Here is an 18,087-nt window from a genome sequence, read left to right on the forward strand (position 1 = left end):
CTACAGTTTTTTTGCTGCCGCCTTTCGCGCAGCCTTATTCCTTTTGCTATGGGAGAGCTTGCATGTTGACCCGACGATTATCCTGCCTGGCGCTGTTGATGGCGCTGGCAACCCCCGCAATGGCTACGGATGCGCCCACCTACGGCGAGAAGCTGGAAGGTTTCGACTACGGCTGGCCGGTAAAACACTTTACGTTTACCTCCCAGGAACAGTCTCTGGATATGGCTTATCTGGACGTGAAGCCGGAAAAACCCAACGGCCGCACCGTGGTGCTGATGCACGGCAAAAACTTCTGCGCCGGTACCTGGGACGGCACTATCCGTGCGCTCTCAGCCAGCGGTTATCGGGTGATCGCTCCCGACCAGATTGGCTTTTGTAAATCCACCAAACCGGAGCATTATCAGTACACCTTTCAGCAGCTGGCGGATAACACCCACGCCTTGCTGAAAACGCTCGGCGTCGATCGCGTGACGGTTATCGGCCATTCGACCGGAGGGATGCTGGCGACCCGCTACGCCCTGATGTGGCCGCAGCAGGTGGAGCAGCTGGTGATGGTCAACCCAATTGGTCTGGAAGACTGGAAAGCGCGCGGCGTGCCGCATATTACGGTCGACCAGTGGTACCAGCGCGAGCTGAAGGTCAGCGCCGACGGTATTCGTCAGTACGAGAAAAATACCTACTACGCCGGAGCGTGGAAGCCGGAGTACGAGCGTTGGGTCACCATGCTTGCCGGGCTTAACAACGGGCCGGGAAAAGAACGTGTGGCCTGGAACTCGGCGCTGCTCTACGACATGATTTACACCCAGCCGGTGATCTACGAATTTAGTGAACTGAAGATGCCGGTATTATTGATGATCGGCACGAAGGACAACACCGCCATCGGGAAAGATCTCGCCCCGCCTGAGATCCGCAAAACGCTCGGCAACTATGCGGTGCTGGGGAAGGAGACGGCGAAACGCATCCCGCACGCGACGCTGGTCGAGTTCAACGACATGGGGCACGCGCCGCAGATGCAGGATCCTGCACGCTTCCACGAGGCACTGCTGAAAGGGCTTCAGGCTCGCTGACTGGTTTCCAGCAACAACCCGCGCAGCCACATCTGCGCGGGATTACGGTGTGTTCTGGCGTGCCAGGCCATGCACTTGGTGAAACCCGGCACCGGAATCGGTGTGTCGCAGACAAACATTCCTGTCTGGTTTTCCGCTATCCGTGACGGTACCACGGCGATCATATCGCTTATCGCCAGTACATCCGGCAGTACCAGGAAGTTGCTCACCGATAACCCCACGTGCCGCGTCCGGCCCATTTTTTCCAGCGCGCCATCCGTCACGCCGCGAAAACTGTCACCCTCATAAGAGACCAGCACGTGCTCAAGGGCGCAAAAGCGCGCCAGAGAGAGCGGTTTGCCCGCGTCCGGGTGGTCGGCACGCATCATGCAAACGTACCGTTCATCATAAAGCGCCCGGCTGTGCAGGTCGTCTGGCGTGGTGTGGGGCGTGATCAGCGCCACGTCAACGTTCCCGCGTTCAAGCTGGTTCATCATCCGCTCGGAATCGACAGGTATAACCCGCACGCGTATTGCCGGTGCCCGCACCTTCAGTGCCGCGATAAACGGCACCGCGATCGCGCGGAGCGCGTAATCGGTAGCAGCAAGCGTGAAGGTGAGGGTGGCCTGTCGTGGGTCAAACGCCACCGGCTGCAGCAGGAGGTCGATATCTGCCAGGATGCGCTTCACCGGCGCGGCCAGCTCTTCCGCACGCGTCGTGGGTACGATACCGTGGGGCGCACGGATAAACAGCGGGTCGTCGAAGTAATCCCGCAGGCGGTTCAGCATGCCGCTGACCGCCGGCTGGGTCAGGGCCAGACGCGCCGCCGCGCGGGTGACGCTGCGTTCATCCAGCAGGGCGTCGAGCGTTTTCAGCAGGTTAAGATCCAGCGTGCGCAGATCCGTTTTCATGACGACATTCTACCTTTTTTCAGTTCACTATTATGGCCGTGCCCGCTGTCGATACCCTGCGTTTCCCGCTATGATGAGCGGCTATTCAAAGGAGAACGCATGGTCTGGATAATGCTGGCAACGCTTGCCGTGGTGTTTGTGGTTGGGTTTCGTGTCCTGACCTCGGATTCCCGCCGCGCCATCAAACGCTTGAGCGAACGGCTGGGTATCACCCCGATGCCGGTAGAATCGATGATCGATCAGTTCGGTAAAACGCCCGGCAATGAGTTTATCCGCTATCTTGAACGCCCGGACGAGGCGCATCTGCAAAACGCTGCCCAGGTGCTGCTCATCTGGCAGGTCTGTATCGTCGACGGTAGCGAAGAGAATCTCCACACCTGGCACCGCATGTTGCGTAAAGCTCGTCTGGCCGCGCCGATCACCGATGCGCAAATCCGCCTCGCCCTTGGCTTTATGCGCGAGATGGAGCCGGATCCGCAGGAGTTGAACGCTTTCCAGCTGCGTTACAACCAGCTCTTTCTGCCAGAAGAGGGTGTGTTTTACCTGCACTGATATCACGAACCGTGATGATGAGTATAAGGCATCATCATTAGATTTATACCACTCACGGGCGCACCATCACCTCATCCACTAACGATGAGGTGAACCATGAAACAATCCGCCATTATCTGGCCAGACGATTACCTGCCAGGCACCACCGATAACTTTGCGTCCAACGAAATCATTGTCGCCGGGCTGAGCGCAAAAGAGATTTGGGCGCAGCTTAACGACACTACCCTGTGGCCGAACTACTACAGCAACGCCGAAGATATTCGTTTTCACGACGGCAGCGGTCCGGAACTGAGCGCCAACGCCCGCTTCCGCTTCACGACCTTTGGCTTTCCGGTTGAGGCGCAGGTGACGGAGTATGTTCCGCCGGTCAATGGCGAGGCGGCGCGTATCGCCTGGCACGGCTGGGTGGAAGGGGAGGAGAGCGCGCGTCTGGATGTGATCCACGCCTGGCTGTTTGAAGACTTACCGGGTAACCGCGTCCGTATTTTGACTCAGGAGTCGCAGAAAGGCGTTCCGGCACAGGAATTAGCACGTACCCTACCGAACCCGATGATCAACGGGCATCAGGAGTGGATCGTCGGGCTGGCGAAGGCGGCGATGCAAGAAAAGTTGTCGAAACGTTAAATTCGTCACACTTTTGATGATAAACTGCGCGACTTTCCCGCACGTTTTTATCTCAGGTGACACCATGACAGAACATATCCAGCCCACGACCAGACCGCAGACCAAAGAGGTTTCTCGCCCCAACTGGTCGGCGGTTTTTTCCGTGGCGTTCTGTGTCGCCTGTCTTATTACCGTGGAGTTTTTACCGGTCAGCCTGCTGACGCCGATGGCGCAGGATCTCGGCATTTCCGAAGGCGTGGCAGGGCAGTCCGTTACCGTGACCGCGTTTGTGGCGATGTTTGCCAGCCTGTTTATCACGCAGGTTATTGGCGCGATTGATCGCCGCAAAGTGGTCATTCTCTTCAGCGTGCTCCTGACGCTCTCCTGTCTGCTGGTCTCTTTCGCGGAGAGCTTCACCCTGCTGCTGCTCGGCCGCGCCTGTCTGGGGCTGGGGTTGGGCGGTTTCTGGGCAATGTCCGCCTCGCTCACCATGCGTCTGGTGCCGGCACGCACCGTGCCGAAAGCCCTCTCCGTTATCTTTGGCGCAGTCTCCATCGCGCTGGTGATTGCCGCGCCGCTGGGAAGTTTCCTTGGGGGAATCATCGGCTGGCGTAACGTCTTTAACGCCGCAGCGGTGATGGGTTTTCTCTGCATTCTGTGGGTGTGGAAAGCGCTGCCGTCCCTGCCGGGAGAAGCGGCGCACCACAAACAGAACATGTTCAGTCTGCTTAAGCGCCCCGGCGTGCTGGCGGGGATGACCGCCATCTTCATGGCCTTTGCCGGGCAGTTTGCCTTCTTTACCTATATCCGTCCGGTCTTTATGACCATGGCGGGCTTTGACGTGGATGGCCTGACGCTGGTGCTGCTCAGCTTCGGTATCGCCAGCTTTGTCGGCACCTCGCTGTCGTCTCAGTTCCTGAAGCGCTCCCTGAAAGTGGCGCTTGCTGGCGCCCCGCTGGTACTGGCTGTCAGTGCCGTCGTGCTCATTCTGTGGGGCAGCGACAAATGGGTTGCCTCGGCGATTGCGATTATCTGGGGCTTTGCCTTTGCGCTGGTGCCGGTGGGCTGGTCGACGTGGATCACCCGCTCGCTTGCCGATCAGGCTGAAAAAGCCGGGTCGATTCAGGTGGCGGTGATCCAGCTGGCGAACACCTGCGGCGCGGCGGTGGGCGGCGTGGCGCTCGACCACCTGGGGCTGACGTCGCCGCTGGTCATCTCCGGCACGCTGATGCTGCTGACCGCGCTGCTGGTGGCTGGGAAAGTGAAGGCGAAGTAATGCTTTTCTCCCTCTCCCGTGGGAGAGGGCTGGGGTGAGGGCAACAGGCTACGCCGGGGCTTTCACCCGTTTTCTCGAATCCATCGAAATCAACACCACCGACGACACGATCAGCAGCGTGCCCAGCCAGTCCGGCAGGGTAAACGCCACGCCCAGTAAAATCACCGACAGTAACGCGCTGCTCAGCGGCTCGGCGCAGCTCAGAATGCTCGCCTTCGGCCCACCGATCATCTGCGCGCCTTTCAGGTACAGGCTGAACGTCAGCGCCGTGCCGATCACCACCAGGTAGAAAAACGCCAGCAGCAGGCTGCCGTCAATGACAAACGCGGTGCCGCGTCCGGCGTAGAACGGCGTCAGCGTTAAGCCGGCGATCAACATACTCCAGCCGACAATCGGCAAGGTGCCGTAACGGGCGATCAGGGTTGACGGATACGTCGTGTAAAACGCCGCGGCAAAAGCCGAGGCAATGCCAAAGAACAAAGCCGCAGGCGAGATGGAGAGTGAAGTGGGATCGCCGTGGGTGACCAGCAAAAATGTCCCCACCAGTGAGGTCAGGATCGCGGAAAGCACAAACAGACCCGGCCGCTTTTTCCGCGCCAGCGCAAACCACGCCACGATAATCGTCGGAGACAGAAACTGCAGCACGGTGGCCGTAGCCGCGTTGGATTTCTCGATTGTCACCAGGAAGGTGAGCTGCACTGTGAGCGCGCCAGCCAGGGAGAAAAACAGCAGGCTGAGGGCGTCTTTGCGATGTTTGATGACCGAGAAAATTTTGTCGCCGTGAACGAAGGAAAGCGTCAGCAGGATCAGGCCGGTAAACAGCAGGCGAACCATGGTCAGATACGGTGACGAGATCTGGCTTTTCTCCATGATGTACTGCGCGCAAACCCCTGAGCTGCCCCATAAAACGGCGGCAATCAGGACGTTCAGCATCCCTTTACGTGTGGAACCCATGTTCTCCCCTGCGATGTTGGTTTTTTTGTAGCATAACATGGGATCTTGCCGGGTGGCGCTGCGCTTGCACGGGCCTACAAAACCTTGTAGGCCCGTGCAAGCGCAGCGCCGCCGGGCGAAACAAACGACGCTCTACTAGAACCATGCCTCCCACATTGCGCCGACGTTGAAGTCGTCCAGCGTTTCGTCTTTGGTATTGTTCACGCGGGCGGTACGTTCGTTATCCACTTTGCCGCCGGTGACGTAGAAGCGCAGCATCGGACGGAACTCCGGCCCCATGGCGATAGACATGTTCTGCGACAGGGTCAGCTTCCAGCCCTTGTTGTCGCCGCCGTTGTCGTAATCCACATGCTGCCAGCCTGCTTCCAGCCAGGTGGAGTGAACGTCGTTCCACCAGTGCATCGGACGTACAATGGCGTTGTAGTTCTTACGGTTATCGGTCTTATCACGGCTGTTGTCGTAGTCGTGGAAGGCGAGGATGTACTCCACCTGCGTGGCCTGGGTGAATTTGTACAGCCCTTCGAAGCTGGCATAGACCGTGGTCAGATCCTCGGTTTTATTGAACACGCTGTTATCCGCGTTATCAGAGTAACGGGCAATCACCTTGTTCACGCCGCTGTCGTTGGTGTGGCTCAGCACCACGCCACCCTGCCAGGCATTCAGACGCTCATCGCTCTCCACCGCTTTTGAATCAAAGCCGTAGTTGGCGTAAAGCTCCAGATCCAGCGGACCGACTTTCATGCCGTGGATTTTAGAGGTGGCCGCGTAGTTACCTTTGTCGCCCGTGCCGGACCCGCCGGTACAGGTGATGCGTGACGGGTTGGCTTCATCCTCCATGACTTCCGGGCTACAGGATTCCACCGCCGCCACCGCGGCCACGTCAAACTGCACGCCGCCGATGTCGAAGTTCTTCACCCCGGCGCCCTGGCCGTCGTGGTTCATCCAGAAGTAATCGTTGATGCCCTGCTGCGGACGCTGGTGGAAGTCACGACCAGCCCAGAAGTAGGCGTTCGGGTTGGAGGCCATAATGTTGGTCACCCCCGCGTAGGCTTTTTTCAGGTTAACTTCATCGCCCCAGTGGTCGATCATCACGTTGATGTCCCAGATGGCGCCGTTGTCACCCTTGAAGGCCTTGGAGAGCTGGAATTCACCGCCGTTGCCTTCGTTACCCAGACGACCGATGGCAGATGCCCCGTTATAGGAACCGTCCACCGCCACGTATTTCTGGTCAGCGGCCTGGAAGTGCGCGCCGTAACGGGCATAACCGGTAAATTTAATGCCGAACGGAATAGCCATATCCGGGGATTGCGCCGCGCTTTGCGGCTCCGTCACCACGTCGGCTTTTTTCGCGACCGCGGCATCCATTTTGGCCTGACGCTCCGCGAGGGCTTTATCCACCGCTTTTGCCACAATGGCGTCGATTTGTTCCTGGGTAAATTCCTGTGCGAGTACAGAAATTGGGCAAAGCGCGGCGATAACCGCCATGGTTAATGGAAGTTTTTTTAGGGTAGTCATGGTTATCTCAATATAGTTTAATTTTATTCAGACAATAACCATCCCGCTCCGATCTGACAGAGTATGTCGCTATCATCAGAACAAGTGGATTTCTATTTAAGGTACAGAGGTATTACTCGTTATTTCGCCATAGATTATCTCTGATATAAATGAATAATTTCTTCGGATAATTCACGCGCCAGTAATGAATTCATTAAATGATCTTGCGCGTGCACCATAATTAACGTCATCGGCTGACGGGCTTCACCCGCATCCTGCTCAATGAGTTTGGTCTGCATCTTGTGCGCCTGGCGCGCGTAGCCATCGGCTTCGCGCAGCAGGCTTTTGGCTTCGTCAATGTTGCCCTGCCGCGCAGCGTGCAGTGCTTCAAAGCACAGGCTGCGCGACTGACCCGCATTGACGATGATTTCCATCACGGCTTCTTCTAAGGCAATCATCGTCTTTCTCTCTATTTCTCGAAACTATTATGTAAAGAGGTGGCAGCAAACCACTCTCCGCTCTTTTTAATGGTGCGCTGTTGCGTAGTTAAATCGAGCTGAATAAAGCCATAGCGGTTTTTATACGCATTACACCACGACCAGTTATCAATAAACGTCCACATATGGTAACCAAGACAGTGACACCCTTCGCTAATACCTTTATGCAGCCAGGCTAAATGTCCGGAAATAAAATCGATGCGGTATTGATCGTTGATTTGGCCATTTTCAATAAAACGCTGCTCATTTTCGACACCCATTCCGTTTTCAGAAATAAAACAGCGTGGGTTGCCGTAATTGTCGCGCAGATTAACCAGAATATCGTAAATACCCGGCTCGTAAATTTCCCAGCCACGGTACGGGTTCATCTTGCGGCCCGGCATTTCGTAGTTATCAAAGAACCACTCCGGCATAAACGGCGCCTGCGGGTTCATCGCGCTGTCGCGACACTTCACGCGACGCGGCTGGTAATAGTTAATGCCGAGCAGGTCGATTTTCCCTTCTGCGATCAGGAAACTGTCCTCCGGTTTACAGGCGGGCAGCTGGTCGTAAGATTTCAGCAGCGCCACCAGATCGGCCGGGTATTCGCCGCGCAGAACCGGGTCCAGAAAGCTGCGGTTGAACATCAGATCCGCAATGTGCGCCGCCTTCACGTCCGCCGGGTTTTGCGAGCGCGGGTAGGACGGCGTCAGGTTGAGCACGATGCCGATCTCACCTGCGTAATGTCCGGCGCGGTAGGCCTGGACAGCCTTCGCGTGGGCCAGCACGGTGTGATACGCCACGGTGGCCGCCCGACGGAAATCCACCACGTTGGGGTAGTGGAAATCGTACAGATAACCGCCTTCAACCGGGACAATCGGCTCGTTGAAGGTAAACCAGTGCAGCACGCGGTCGCCAAACAGGTCGAAGCAAATCTGCGCATAGCGGGCGTAAGCGTCCACCACCTCCCGGTTTTCCCAGCCGCCAATCTCCTGCATCGCCATCGGCATGTCGAAATGGAACAGGGTGATAAATGGCGTAATGCCCTGCTCGATCAGCTCATCAATGACCTGGTTATAAAATTCGACCGCCTTTGGATTCACTTCACCGATACCGTCGGGGATCAGGCGCGCCCAGCTTATAGAAGTGCGAAAGCTGTTGTGGTTCAGCTGCTTTAACAGCTGAATGTCCGTTTTCCAGTGCTGATAAAACGTGGAGGTATGCTGCGGCCCCACGCCGTTGTGAAAACGGTTCGGCTCGCGGGCAAACCAGTAATCCCATGTGGTTTCACCCTCTCGTGTCCCTTCGGTCTGGAGAGCAGAGCTTGCGCTGCCCCACCAGAAATTATCGGGAAATGTATATTTCATGACGCTTCCTCTTTGACTTAATTGCTTGCGGTCTCAGCGGTACCGACGGTTGCCTGAGCTTTCTGCTCTTCGTTTTTCATCAACGTACGCTCGTAAGCACGCAGGAACGGCAGGTACATCAGCGCTGACATCACCATACAGATGAGACACATCACCACCGGGCTCAGCGCCCAGTTGGCGGCCCATGAGGCGCCAATTGGTGCGGGCGTGGTCCACGGCGTTAACGATACCACCTGTGCCAGCCAGCCCAGTTTGGTTGCCGCGTACGCCAGGCACGCATTCACCAGCGGAACACACACGAACGGGATAAACAGCATCGGGTTCATGATAATGGGCGCGCCGAACAGGATCGGTTCGTTGATGTTAAAGAAGCTTGGCACAACGCCCATTTTGCCGATGGTGCGTAAGTGCGTTACCCGGCTACGCAGCAGCAGGAAGGCCAGCGGCAGCGTGGAGCCTACGCCGCCAATCAGCAGGTAGTGATCCCAGAAGCCCTGCAGGTAGACGTGTGGCAGTGCCGCACCGGCCGCCAGAGCCGCCTGGTTTGCCGACAGGTTCGCCATCCAGAACGGGTTCATGATGCCGGTGACAATCAGCGAGCCGTGGATACCGGCGAACCAGAAGATTTGGCACAGCAGCACGGAGAGCAGAATGGCGGGCAGCGAGTCAGACGCAGAGACCAGCGGTTCCAGCAGGTGCATAATCGCCTGCGGGATGATCATGCCGGTCTGCGCCTCGATAAACAGGTTCAGCGGATGCAGGGTGCCAATCACCACCATCACCGGGATCAGGATCTCAAACGAACGCGCCACGCCGGTCGGGACTTCCTTCGGCAGACGAATGGTCACGTTGTTCTGCTTCAGCCACGCATAGACGCGGGTGGCGTAGATGGCGGTGATCAGCGCAGTGAAAATCCCCTGACCAGACAGGTACTGGGTGGAGATCTTACCGTCCGCATACGGCGCGGCGACCAGCAGGAAGGCCATAAAGGCCAGCAGGCCGGACATCACCGGGTCGAGATTAAACTGACGCCCCAGGCTCGCCCCGATCCCCACCGAGATGAAGAAGGTCATCACGCCCATGCTGAGGTTAAATGGCAGCATCAGCTGTTCGCGATAAGTCTGGGAGAAATCCAGCCAGCCGCGGGCAAAGCTGTTGGTGGTATCCGCCGAGAACGGCGGGAAGATGAACACCAGCATAAACGAGCCGATGATCATAAACGGCAGCGCGGCGGTAAAGCCGTCGCGGATGGCAATCACATACTTTTGCTGGCCGAGCTTCGCGGCCAGCGGGGTAATTGACTGCTCAATCACCGCGACCATGGATTGATATAACGAACTCATGTGAACACCTTTTAGTGTGCCGCTTCGATGAGCGACAGAGCATAGTCCAGTACTTTATCGCCACGCTGCATGCCGTAGTCCATCATATCGATGGGCTGGACCGGAATGCCTTTTGTGGCCGCCTTGTCTGAAAGTGTCTGTAACATGTATTTCACTTGCGGTCCGAGAAGCACCACCTGATATTGCGGAAACTGCGTATCAAATTCGGAAACGCCGTACGCATCAATTTTTACCGCCAAACCGCGTTCTTTCGCCACATCGACCATTTTGCTGACCAGCAGGCTGGTGGACATCCCGGCAGAGCAGCAGAGCATAATCTTGAACATCGACAACCATCCTCAAAATGTAAATAGATATTGCGGTAATGATTGGATATCAGATGGAAACCGGTTTCCATTTATAAAAGACAGAAGTGTGACAACCATCAAGATCCCTTATATATGAGGCTAATTAACCCGATGTGCGTCACAGAATTTGGCTGTTTTGACATCATTTTGAGTGGAAACGGAAAATCGGTTTCCATGGAAAACGGAAACGGATATACTCCTTACTGGCTATAATGTGAGCCGTAGCGGTAATGGAATTTGCAGGCGCGAGGTAAGCCTGTCAGGGGAAAAAGATGTCGACAATCAATGATGTATCACGTCTTGCCGGGGTGTCGAAAGCCACGGTATCGCGAGTGTTGAGTGGGTCGCGTGGCGTAAAGGAAGCCAGCCGTCAGGCCGTTCTGAAAGCGGTAGATGAACTGAACTACCGGCCCAATGTGATTGCGCAGTCGCTGCTGAGCCAGTCGACGGGGTGTATCGGGGTGATTTGCGCGCAGGAGAATATTAACCAGACGACCGGTTATCTGTACGCGCTGGAAAAACAGCTCAGCCAGCATCAAAAACACCTGCTGCTGCGCTTCGCCCATAGCAAAGCGGACGTGCTGCACGCCCTGGAAGAGCTCTCCTGTGGGCTTTGCGATGACATTCTGGTGATTGGCGCGCGTTTTCCACTGGATATCGACATGGATAATGTCATCCTGGTTGACTGTATGGGCTCAGAAAATCCCAACAGCATCCAGTTCGATCACGCCTTCGCCGCCGAAACCGCCTGTAACTACCTTACCAGCCAGGGACGCCGCCAGATTGCCCTGATCCATCCGCACGGTAGCGGCTTTGCCGATCAGGTGCTGCTGGGCTACAAACATGCGCTGGAAAAAAATTTCCTGCCCTTCAACCGCAACCTCGTGTTTATGGACGCGACCTCCTCGTCCGTGGCGCTGCAGGAGCTGCTGAATAACGCCAGCACGCTGAATTTCAACGCATTACTGGTTGCGGACGAGCAGGAAGCGCAGCGGGTGATCCCGCAGTTGCAGGCGTTTAATAAATCGGTGCCGGAGGACATCATGGTCTTCAGCCTTGCCGGATCGCTGCATCTGCCAGGCATTCCGGTGATCCCGGCCATTGAGTATTCCATGGATGCCATGGCGGCGCGCATCGTGAGCTGGTTGACGGAAAAAACACAGATGCTCGGGTCGTACGTGCTGCGCGGGGATTTGATCATTCCGGATGTGCGTAAGCGTTAAAAATGTTGTGCAGGCCGGGTAAGGCGCAGCCGCCACCCGGCGAGAAGCCGTTTCCAGCCCTCAATAATCCTCCATACAATCCACTCGCCGCATATCCGCTTTATTCAATCCCACCCCCCAGCGACTGCCACAGGGTGATGCGGTTTTCCAGGTCGGTTTGCTGCAGCGATATCAGCGATTCCTGCGCCGACCACAGCGACCGCTGCGCGGTCAGTACCGTCAGATAATCCCCTGCACCCGCCTGATAGCTGCGGGTCGCCACATCCAGCGTTTTTTGCTCGGCCGCAACGTATTCACGCTGGGCATCAAGCTGCTCGCTGAGCGTTTCACGGCGTGCCAGCGCATCGGCCACGTCTTTAAACGCGCTCTGGATGGTTTTCTCGTAGGTGGCGATCAATCCCTTCTTCTCCGCTTCCGCGTAGCGCAGCTGGGCCAGATTGTTACCGCCGCTGAACAGCGGCAGGGTGATGGACGGTGCGAATGACCACACCTTCATCCCGTGGCTGAACAGGGACGAAAGCGAATCGCTGCCGACGCCCGCACTGGCGGTCAGTGAAATGGTGGGGAAGAAGTTGGCGCGCGCGGCACCGATATTGGCGTTGGCGCTCAGCAGGTTGTGCTCCGCCTCCTTAATATCCGGGCGACGCAGCAGCGCGCTGGAACTGACACCCGCCGGGATCAGCGTGATGGTGTTATCGCTCAGGCTCTCCAGCGTACCCGGCAGCAGAGTGTCCGGCACCGTGTCACCCGCCAGCAGATTAAGGGCGTTTTTGTCCTGCATTACCTGCGTTTGATAGCTCGCCACGCTGGCACGCGCCTGCTGATAAACCGCCATCGCCTCGCTGACGTCCGTAGCCGCCGCCACGCCGACCTGCTGCTGACGCTTCACTATCCTGAGCGAGCTGGCGGCGCTCTCCATTGTCGATTTTGCCAGCGCCAGGTTGCTGTTATCGGCCGCCAGGGTTACCCAGGCAGTGGTCAGTTCGCTGACCAGCGTCAGGCGCGTGTTCTGCGCGGTAAATTCACTGGCAAGCCAGGTTTCACGTGCTGCACGCGACAGGCTCTGGTTGCGGCCAAACAGATCCAGCTCGAAGCTGGAGACCGTGCCGTTGGCCTCATCGCTGGTCGCGACACCGCTTGCCAGCGTGCGGCTGCGGGTGTGGCTCAGCTCCGCGTCCACCGTCGGGAACAGGGACGATCGCGTTTCGCCGTACTGGGCGCGCGCGGCGTCAATATCGGCAATCGCTTTTTGCAGGTCGCGGTTGCTGTTGAGCGCCATCGTCATTACGCCTTTCAGGCGCGCATCGTTCATCACCTGTTGCCACTGGCTCACCACGGCGGTGGCTTCGCCGTGCGCACCCGGCAACGTCGCCGGGATGGGCGCAGCCGGGCGCTGATACGTGGGATCTAAAGAGACGCAGCCCGCGCTCATCAGCGCTAACACGAAAACAGATAAACGAAACATTATGACCTCCGGTTGCTGTGTTTACCGGAGAACAGACGTTTCACCAGTACAAAGAATAACGGAACGAAGAAGATCGCCAGCAGCGTGGCGGCCAGCGTCCCACCAATAATGCCGGTACCGATCGCCACCCGGCTGTTGGCCCCTGCACCGGTGGCAATCGCCAGCGGCGTCACGCCTGCAATAAACGCCAGCGAGGTCATGATGATGGGGCGCAGACGCGTCTGGGCTGCACGCAGCGCCGCACGTGTCAGGGAGTAGCCTTCGGCGACTTTCGCCTCGGCAAATTCAACAATCAGAATGGCGTTCTTCGACGACAGGCCGATGGTGGTCAGCAGTGCCACCTGGAAGTAGACGTCATTGTTCAGGCCGCGCAGGGAGGCGGCAATCGCCGCGCCCAGCACCCCAAGCGGGATCACCAGGATGACGGAAATCGGTACCGACCAGCTCTCATACAACGCCGCCAGACACAGGAACACCACCAGGATCGAGAGGGCATACAGGCTCATGGCCTGGCCGCTCGCCAGTTTTTCCTGTAAGGACAACCCGCTCCACGCCCAGGTGCTGCCGGACGGCAAATTATTCGCCAGCTGCTCCATTTTGCTCATCGCCGTACCGGAACTGGCGCCACTGGCGTTCTCGCCCTGAATTTCATACGCCGCCGATCCGTTGTAGCGCACCAGGCTTTCCGGGCCATACTCCCAGCGGGTGGTGGCAAAGGCGGAGAACGGGGTCATGGTGCTGTCGCTACCGCGTACATACCATTTGTTGAGATCGGACGGCACGGCGCGATAGTCGCTGTCGCCCTGGATATAGACCTTCTTCACGCGGCCGCGATCGATAAAATCATTCACGTAGGTGCCGCCCCATGCGCTGGAGAGGGTGTCGGTGACGTCGCTCAGGGAGAGCCCCAGCGACACGGCTTTATTGTTGTCGATATCCACCTGAAGCTGCGGCATCTGCGGCAGATCGTTGGCGCGAACCGCGTGCAGGGAGGCATCCTGATTCGCCTCGCCAATCAGCTGGTTACGCAGCTTGAGCAGCGTGTCGCGGTCGGTGCCGCCGCTCGCCATCAGCTCAAAGGTAAAGCCATTGCTCTGGCCCAGGCCGTCCACCGCCGGTGGCGTCATGGCAAAGATGGTCGCATCGCGGATGGTGCTCAGCTCCTGCGTGGCGCGCAGGGCAATGGCCTGAGCGGTGTTTTCATCCCCCTTACGTTCGGACCAGTTTTTCAGGGAGACAAACGCCATCCCGGCGTTCTGGCCGCTGCCGCTAAAGCTGAAGCCCTCAATGGTGAAGATAACGTTGGTGTTGGCTTTCTCTTTGGTGAGGAACCACTCGCGCACCTGGCGGCTGACTTCGGCGGTGCGTGTCGATGTTGCGCCGGCTGGCAGGGTGTACTGCACCATGATTTCGCCCTGGTCTTCCGTCGGCAGGAAGCTGCCCGGCAGTTTCAGCATCGCGAACCCCATCGCGCCGCAGAGCAGGGCGTAGATGACCAGCATGCCGCCGGAACGGCGCAGGGCGCGCAGCACCTTGTTCTGATAGCCATGCTCGGTCTTGCTGTAGAAGCGGTTAAACGCGCCGAAAAAGCCCTTCTTATGTGGGGCGGTGTGGCTCAGAATCGAGCCGCACAGCGCAGGCGTCAGGGTTAATGCCACCACCACGGAAAGGAGCATCGCCGAGATAATGGTGACCGAGAACTGACGGTAAATCACCCCGGTGGACCCGCCAAAGAAGGCCATCGGCAGGAACACCGCAGAGAGCACCAGGGCAATCGCTACCAGCGCACCGGAGATTTCGCCCATCGATTTTTCCGTGGCTTCCCGGGCGGGTAGCCCTTCGTCGCGCATAATACGTTCGACGTTTTCCACCACCACGATGGCATCATCCACCAGCAGCCCTATCGCCAGCACCATCGCAAACAGGGTCAGGGTGTTGATGGAGTAGCCGAACAGCGCCAGTACGCCAAAGGTGCCCAGCAGAACCACCGGAACGGCCAGCGCCGGGATCAGCGTGGCGCGGATGTTTTGCAGGAACAGGTACATCACCACGACCACGAGGATAATGGCTTCGAACAGAGTCTGAATGACATCCTCAACGGAGATTTTGATGAACTCGGTGCTGTCTTTCGGGTAGGCCACGTCGTAGCCTTCCGGCATCGACTTTTTGAACTCGGCGATTTTCTCTTTCACCGCCGTGGCGGTATTGAGCGCGTTAGCGCCCGGTGAAAGCATCACCGCCATCCCCGCGGCCGGGTGGCCGTTCAGCTTCGCGGTGGAGGTGTAATCTTCGCTGCCCATCTCCACGCGTGCAACATCGCTGATGTGTACCACCGCGCCGTTAGACTGGCTCTTAACGATGATATTTTTGAACTGATCCACCGTCTGCAGACGCGACTGGGCGCGCACGGTAGCGGTCAGCTGCTGGGCGTTCGACGAGGGCAGCGCGCCGATTTTACCGGCGGAAACCTGCACGTTCTGCGCTTCAATCGCGCTCTGTACATCTGAAGGCATCAGCGAGTAGGACGCCAGCTTCGCCGGGTCGAGCCAGATACGCATCGCGTATTCCGCACCAAACACCTGCAGACTCCCGACGCCATCCACACGCGCCAGCGGATCCTGCATATTACTGACCAGCCAGTCGGCGATATCCGAGCTGCTGGCGGTGTCGGTTTTGTCGTACACCCCCATGATCAGCAGGAAGTTGCTCTGCGATTTCTCGACGGTGATCCCGGACTGCTGTACTTCAGTCGGCAGGCGTGATTCTGCCTGCTGGACTTTGTTCTGCACCTGGACCTGCGCGGTGTCCGGGTCGGTCCCCTGTTCAAAGGTGACGGTAATGCTCACCGAACCGTCCGAACTGCTGGTGGAGGTGAAGTAGAGCAGGTTATCCAGCCCGGTGAGCTGCTGCTCAATCACCTGCGTCACGCTGTTTTCCAGCGTCTGCGCGGAGGCACCGGTGTAGGTGGCGGAGATCTTGATCGACGGCGGGGCGACGTCCGGGTACTGCGCAACCGGCAGCGTGCGGATCGCCAGTATCCCGGCGAGCATAATCAGAATGGCGATCACCCAGGCAAAGACCGGGCGACGCACGAAGAAACGGGAAAACATCAGGCATTTCCTCCGCTGGATTTCATCTCTTCGGCCTTCACCTGTTGGCCGGCGGTGACTTTGTCAGTGCCTTCCACAATCAGCCTGTCACCCGCCTTCAGACCGCTCAGCACCAGCCATTTATCGCCGTAGGTGTCACCCGTTTCCAGCTGACGTTGCTCCACCTTGTTGCTGGCGTTCACCACCAGCGCGGTGGCTTTGCCTTTGGCATCGCGGGTAATGCCCTGCTGAGGAGCCAGGATCGCGTCATCCATGATGCCCTCGTCCACGCTGGCGCGGACAAACATCCCCGGCAAAAGCTGATGCTGTGGGTTCGGGAAGACGGCGCGCAGGGTGACCGAGCCGGTCGATTCATCCACCGCCACTTCGGTCAGCGCCAGACGACCCTTTTCGCTGTAGGTGCTGCCGTCTTCAAGCTGCAACGTGACGCTCAGCGTATCGCTGTTCGAGGCGAGGGTTTGTTTACGTAATCGCAGCAGATCGGCACTCGAACGCGTTAAGTCGACATACATGGTGTCCAGCCCGCGAATGGTGGCCAGCGCGGTGTCCTGCTGAGCGGTCACCAGCGCGCCGGGCGTGACGGAGGAGATGCCGATGCGTCCGGCAATCGGCGCGGTGACGGTAGTCCAGTTGAGGTTAATGCGCGCGCTCTCCTGCGCGGCTTTCTTTGACTCGACGCTGGCCTTGTCCTGCGCGCAGGTGGATTTCGCGTCTTCCGCGTCCTGGCGCGACACGCCGTCGTCTTTCACCAGCTGCGCATAGCGCCGGGCTTTCTGGCAGTCGGCCTGCACCAGCGCTTGCGCCTGTTTCAGCGCCGCGGCGGCTTCATCAAACGCGGCGCGGTAGCTGGAGGGATCGATCTGATACAGCGCTTGTCCGGCTTTCACGGTATCGCCCTCGGTGAACAGCCGCTTCTGAATAATGCCGCCCACCTGTGGGCGAACCTCGGCGCTCATTGCGGCGGTGGTACGCCCGGTCAGTTCACTGACGACGGACACCGGCTGGCTCATGAGTGTGACAATCCCCACTTCCGGAAGAGGACGTTGGGGAGCAGATGTTTGCGCATTATCACACCCTGTCAGGAGGAGTAATGCGGCGATGGAGGTTGTTATCTTTTTCATCATCTTTTTCCAGGGTGAACGATGCCCGCCCTGTTAATGGCTTAACAAGGAGGAGGGCGTTTTAAAGGCACAGCGATACCGTATCTCTGGCAGAACCAGAAATGGTAAACCGGGAAATTACCTGTTCCCGTTAATTATTCACATGTGATTACTTCGCAGTGAAAAGCATATTTAAAATATTCTGATAAATCGGCTCTAATTGTTCTGACGGCACGTTTAAAGGCGTAAGCCGACGGTAAATTGTGCCTTCGATCATCACGGCGGTAATCTCCACGCAGCAGCGAATATGTTCATCACTTAAATGAGGAAACTGCTTTTTCAGGTGCGCACAGGCGTTGCTAAACATACGGGCCTCGGCTGCGGTTAACATGGCGGCCACCTGCGGATTACGCGTCGCCTCGGCGGACATTTCGAGCATCAGCGCATCGTCGTCTTCGTTAATCGTCTGACGCCAGGCGAGCGCCTGCGGCATGCCTTCCACCACCGTTTTGTCCTGCATTCCCTCGATACGGGAATCGATAATACGGCGGATCATCTCTTCAATAATCGCATCTTTGTTACTGAAATAACGGTAAATTTGCCCGACGCTGAGTTTCGCCTCGCTGGCGATTTGCGACATACTGGCCGCATGAAATCCACTGGCGCGAAAGCAGCGGCGCGCGGCGGTGATGATCTCGTCCTGACGTTGTTTCTGCCGTTCTTCCAGTTTTGTGCTCATCGTCGATTACCGGGTAAAAAAGTGAGAATGATCGTTCTCATTATACGTTTTGGGTGCGTATTGGAAAGGCTTTTTTTATTT

General features: G+C 57.7%; 16 protein-coding genes. 5 read left to right on the top strand and 11 right to left on the bottom strand.

Annotated features, from left to right (window positions below):
• Nucleotides 1–62: 62 nt before the first annotated feature.
• Complete coding sequence (locus AK59_RS0101540; protein WP_032618346.1) at nucleotides 63–1,067, top strand: alpha/beta fold hydrolase; 1,005 nt, start codon at nucleotides 63–65, stop codon at nucleotides 1,065–1,067.
• On the opposite strand, the gene AK59_RS0101545 is transcribed toward AK59_RS0101540, so the two are convergent.
• Nucleotides 1,055–1,957, bottom strand: coding sequence for a LysR family transcriptional regulator (locus AK59_RS0101545; RefSeq protein WP_029881859.1), 903 nt, complete (start codon nucleotides 1,955–1,957; stop codon nucleotides 1,055–1,057). The genes AK59_RS0101540 and AK59_RS0101545 overlap by 13 nt on opposite strands.
• Nucleotides 1,958–2,056: 99 nt before the next feature.
• On the opposite strand from AK59_RS0101545, the gene AK59_RS0101550 reads away from it, so the two are divergent.
• The 3 genes from AK59_RS0101550 to nepI all read left to right on the top strand — a co-directional run bounded on the left by AK59_RS0101550 (nucleotide 2,057) and on the right by nepI (nucleotide 4,388).
• The gene (locus tag AK59_RS0101550; RefSeq protein ID WP_014830062.1) at nucleotides 2,057–2,509 is read left to right on the top strand and encodes a DUF1198 domain-containing protein; all 453 of its coding nucleotides are present in this window, start codon (nucleotides 2,057–2,059) and stop codon (nucleotides 2,507–2,509) included.
• A gap of 96 nt (nucleotides 2,510–2,605) precedes the next feature.
• Nucleotides 2,606–3,133: an SRPBCC domain-containing protein gene (locus tag AK59_RS0101555; protein WP_029881860.1), complete on the top strand. Its 528-nt coding sequence runs from the start codon at nucleotides 2,606–2,608 to the stop codon at nucleotides 3,131–3,133.
• 64 nt (nucleotides 3,134–3,197) lie between these two features.
• A complete protein-coding gene (gene nepI, locus AK59_RS0101560; protein WP_013094817.1) occupies nucleotides 3,198–4,388 on the top strand; it encodes a purine ribonucleoside efflux pump NepI in 1,191 nt (396 codons plus the stop codon).
• 48 nt (nucleotides 4,389–4,436) lie between these two features.
• Here nepI and AK59_RS0101565 read toward each other — a convergent pair whose 3' ends face one another.
• The 6 genes from AK59_RS0101565 to AK59_RS0101590 form a co-directional block, all read right to left on the bottom strand.
• Complete coding sequence (locus AK59_RS0101565; RefSeq protein ID WP_023620617.1) at nucleotides 4,437–5,342, bottom strand: EamA family transporter; 906 nt, start codon at nucleotides 5,340–5,342, stop codon at nucleotides 4,437–4,439.
• A 135-nt stretch (nucleotides 5,343–5,477) separates the two neighbouring features.
• Nucleotides 5,478–6,857: a carbohydrate porin gene (locus AK59_RS0101570; RefSeq protein ID WP_013094819.1), complete on the bottom strand. Its 1,380-nt coding sequence runs from the start codon at nucleotides 6,855–6,857 to the stop codon at nucleotides 5,478–5,480.
• A 134-nt stretch (nucleotides 6,858–6,991) separates the two neighbouring features.
• Nucleotides 6,992–7,294: a PTS lactose/cellobiose transporter subunit IIA gene (locus AK59_RS0101575; protein ID WP_008500136.1), complete on the bottom strand. Its 303-nt coding sequence runs from the start codon at nucleotides 7,292–7,294 to the stop codon at nucleotides 6,992–6,994.
• 11 nt (nucleotides 7,295–7,305) lie between these two features.
• A complete protein-coding gene (locus AK59_RS0101580) occupies nucleotides 7,306–8,679 on the bottom strand; it encodes a glycoside hydrolase family 1 protein (protein ID WP_029881861.1) in 1,374 nt (457 codons plus the stop codon).
• A 17-nt stretch (nucleotides 8,680–8,696) separates the two neighbouring features.
• Nucleotides 8,697–10,022, bottom strand: coding sequence for a PTS cellobiose transporter subunit IIC (locus AK59_RS0101585; RefSeq protein ID WP_013094821.1), 1,326 nt, complete (start codon nucleotides 10,020–10,022; stop codon nucleotides 8,697–8,699).
• 11 nt (nucleotides 10,023–10,033) lie between these two features.
• Entirely contained in the window at nucleotides 10,034–10,348 is a 315-nt protein-coding gene (locus AK59_RS0101590; RefSeq protein WP_013094822.1) for a PTS sugar transporter subunit IIB, read from the bottom strand.
• Nucleotides 10,349–10,641: 293 nt separating this feature from the next.
• On the opposite strand from AK59_RS0101590, the gene AK59_RS0101595 reads away from it, so the two are divergent.
• Nucleotides 10,642–11,592 carry a LacI family DNA-binding transcriptional regulator gene (locus tag AK59_RS0101595; RefSeq protein WP_013094823.1) on the top strand — a complete coding sequence of 317 codons (951 nt, stop codon included), beginning with the start codon at nucleotides 10,642–10,644 and terminating at the stop codon, nucleotides 11,590–11,592.
• A 100-nt stretch (nucleotides 11,593–11,692) separates the two neighbouring features.
• Here AK59_RS0101595 and AK59_RS0101600 read toward each other — a convergent pair whose 3' ends face one another.
• From AK59_RS0101600 to AK59_RS0101615, 4 genes are all read right to left on the bottom strand, one after another.
• The gene (locus AK59_RS0101600) at nucleotides 11,693–13,057 is read right to left on the bottom strand and encodes an efflux transporter outer membrane subunit (RefSeq protein ID WP_029881862.1); all 1,365 of its coding nucleotides are present in this window, start codon (nucleotides 13,055–13,057) and stop codon (nucleotides 11,693–11,695) included.
• A complete protein-coding gene (locus tag AK59_RS0101605; protein WP_029881863.1) occupies nucleotides 13,057–16,167 on the bottom strand; it encodes an efflux RND transporter permease subunit in 3,111 nt (1,036 codons plus the stop codon). Before AK59_RS0101605 ends, AK59_RS0101600 begins: the two co-directional genes overlap by 1 nt.
• The gene (locus AK59_RS0101610) at nucleotides 16,167–17,288 is read right to left on the bottom strand and encodes an efflux RND transporter periplasmic adaptor subunit (protein ID WP_029881864.1); all 1,122 of its coding nucleotides are present in this window, start codon (nucleotides 17,286–17,288) and stop codon (nucleotides 16,167–16,169) included. Before AK59_RS0101610 ends, AK59_RS0101605 begins: the two co-directional genes overlap by 1 nt.
• 148 nt (nucleotides 17,289–17,436) lie before the next feature.
• Nucleotides 17,437–18,006, bottom strand: a complete 570-nt coding sequence (locus tag AK59_RS0101615) for a TetR/AcrR family transcriptional regulator (RefSeq protein WP_013094828.1) — start codon at nucleotides 18,004–18,006, stop codon at nucleotides 17,437–17,439.
• Nucleotides 18,007–18,087 lie beyond the last annotated feature (81 nt).

This window comes from Enterobacter sp. T1-1, from assembly GCF_000710795.1.
Lineage (GTDB): Bacteria > Pseudomonadota > Gammaproteobacteria > Enterobacterales > Enterobacteriaceae > Enterobacter > Enterobacter cloacae.